Source organism: Rhizobacter sp. (assembly GCF_035702065.1).
Classification (GTDB): Bacteria; Pseudomonadota; Gammaproteobacteria; order Burkholderiales; family Burkholderiaceae_C; genus Rhizobacter.
The window spans coordinates 1-2,419 of record NZ_DASSRA010000278.1; the positions used below are offsets into that span (position 1 = coordinate 1).

Sequence of the window (2,419 nt, forward strand, 5' to 3'; positions counted from 1 at the left end):
GGCGCGAATCGGCCCAGCCCCGGCGCATTGCCATTCAGTGACCAGGAGGAACGAACATGAACGACATCCAGACCACCCCCACCGCACGCGAACCGGCCCGCCAGGACGGCGCCCGCTACGGCGACACCGCGCTGGTGCCACCCGTCGACGTGTTCGAGGACGCCACCGGCATCACTCTGTATGCCGACCTGCCCGGCGTGCCGCGCGACAAGCTGCAGCTCAACGTGGACGGTGAGACCCTCAGCATCGAGGCCGAGACGGGCCTGGCGCTGCCGGAGGGCCTGCAGTCCAGCCACACCGAGGTGGGCTCGGGGCGCTTCCACCGCGTCTTCACGCTGAGCAAGGAGCTCGACACCGAGCGCATCTCGGCCGAGCTGGCCCATGGCGTGCTGACGCTGCGCATCCCCAAGGCCGAGCATGCCAAGCCGCGCCGCATCGACGTGAAGCTCAGCTGAGCTCTCGGCCCGGGCGACAAGCTGCCTCAGCGGGGCTGCTTGTCGCCGCGCGCGGTGACGTTGCCCACGCCCGAGATGGACCGCTTCACGCTGGGCTGGCCCCAGTAGTCGACGCTGCCGATGCCTGAGACGCTCACGCGCAGGTTCTCGGTCACCCACAGGCTCGCGTTGCCCACGCCACTGATGGTGACGCTGGCCGACCGCACGCGCAGGGGCTCGGCCAGCACCTTGCCCTTGCCCGAGACGCCGAGGCTCAGGTTGTCGACCTGGCCGGCCAGTTGCGCGTCGCCGGCGCCGGAGATGTCGAGGCGAAGGCGGCCCACGTTCAACTCGTCGAAGCGCGCCAGGCCGGCCCCGGAGATGCTGACCAGGAGCTCCTCGCCCTTGATCGGGCCGGCTGCATGCAGATCGCTGTTGCCCGAGAGGGTCACGTGGGTGGGCTGGCGCATCTGCACCTCGATCTGCAGCCGCGCGCTGTTCCAGAACTTCCAGCCTCCACCGGGGTTGATGCGCAGCCGGTTGCCGCTGAGGCGGATCTCCAGCAGCTGCTGGACCTCGTCGCCACCGGGCACGATGATCTGGTCCCGGTCTCCCTGGACCAGCTTGATCTCGGCGGAACCATCGACTTCCAGCCGCTCGAAGGGGCCCGGGGTGTAGACGCGGCTTTCGGGTGCTGCCAGGGCGCCGGTGGCGGCCAGCACCAGCAACAGCCCGGCCCCGAGTCGGTTCAGTGTGCTCACAGCGATTGCTCCCTCAGCTTCTTGGACACCTCGCGCGAGGCCGTCATGCGGGCGCCGTCACGCATCTGCACCACCAGCTGCGAGCTTTCGTCGGGCGTCATCGAGTCGACGAAGTCGAGGTTGACGATGCAGCTGCGGTGCAGGCGCAGAAAGCGCGCCGGGTCGAGCTGCTGCTCGAAGCTCGCGATGGGCAGGCGCACCAGGAAGCTGCGGCCGCGGCTCACCAGCAGGGTGTACTTGTGGTCGGCGCGCAGGTACTCGATGGTGTCCACCATCAGCGGAAAGATCTTGCCCTGGTCGCGCACCAGCACGCGCGTGAGCGGCTCGCTGGCCGGCTGCAGCGCGGCGACCGCTTCGGCCAGGGGTGGGGGGCTGGACTGCAGCGCGTGCGTCACCGCCTCGACGAAGCGCTCGTGGCTGAAAGGCTTGAGCAGGTAGTCCACCGCGTGCAACTCGAAGGCGGTGAGGGCGTGCTCGTCGTAGGCGGTGGTGAAGATCACCGCCGGCTGCTGGTCGTCTTCGGCCAGGGCCTTGAGCACCTGCAGGCCGGTGAGGCCCGGCATGTTGATGTCCATCAGCACCAGGCCGGGCTGCAGGGCGCGGATTTGCGCCAGCGCCGTCTCGCCGTCGGCGCAGGTGGCCACCAGCTCGAGTTGCGGCATCTGCGCCACCCAGTCGGCCAGCGCCTCGGCGGCGAGGGGTTCGTCTTCGGCGATGAGAACGGTGGTGGGAGGGGTCATTGCGGTATCCACAGGTCGACGCGAAAGCCCGCGCCGGGGGCGGTGCGCACGCTGAGGCGGGCCTGGCCGTCGTAGTCGAGGGCGAAGCGGCGACGCAGTGCAGCCAGGCCCACGCCGCGGCGGGTGTGCTTGTCGGCGGCGGGTTGTTCTTCCAGCTGGGCGGGGTCGCAGCCGGGGCCGTCGTCTTCCACGCTCAGCTCGAGGCCCTGGTTCATGGCGTTGTGGCCGCTGCGGATGCTGATGAGGCCGCCTTGGCGGCGCGGCGCCACGCCGTGCTGCACGCTGTTCTCCACCAGCGGCTGCAGGCTGAGCGGCGGGATCTCGTCCTGCAGCGTGGACGGGTCGAGCTGCCAGTCGACCTGCAGGCGCGTGCCCAGGCGCAGGCTCTCCAGCGCGAGGTAGTCGCGCACGAACTCGATCTCGCTGGACAGCGGCACGCGGTCGGTTGCGCTGCGCTTGCTGTCGAGCACATAGCGCAGCATGC

Annotated in this window: 4 protein-coding genes; 1 reads left to right on the forward strand and 3 read right to left on the reverse strand. The window is 69.8% G+C overall.

Annotated elements, in window-relative coordinates; translation table 11 throughout:
- The first annotated feature begins 56 nt into the window (after positions 1–56).
- Positions 57–455: an Hsp20/alpha crystallin family protein gene (locus tag VFL64_RS12620; RefSeq protein WP_489540729.1), complete on the forward strand. Its 399-nt coding sequence runs from the start codon at positions 57–59 to the stop codon at positions 453–455.
- Between the two features lie 26 nt (positions 456–481).
- On the opposite strand, the gene VFL64_RS12625 is transcribed toward VFL64_RS12620, so the two are convergent.
- The 3 genes from VFL64_RS12625 to VFL64_RS12635 all read right to left on the reverse strand — a co-directional run.
- Positions 482–1,195: a head GIN domain-containing protein gene (locus VFL64_RS12625; protein ID WP_489540730.1), complete on the reverse strand. Its 714-nt coding sequence runs from the start codon at positions 1,193–1,195 to the stop codon at positions 482–484.
- Complete coding sequence (locus VFL64_RS12630; protein WP_489540731.1) at positions 1,192–1,935, reverse strand: LytR/AlgR family response regulator transcription factor; 744 nt, start codon at positions 1,933–1,935, stop codon at positions 1,192–1,194. The genes VFL64_RS12625 and VFL64_RS12630 overlap by 4 nt, the downstream gene beginning before the upstream one ends.
- Positions 1,932–2,419: sensor histidine kinase (locus VFL64_RS12635; protein WP_489540732.1), on the reverse strand; the 488-nt coding region annotated here is incomplete at its 5' end. The genes VFL64_RS12630 and VFL64_RS12635, both read right to left, overlap by 4 nt.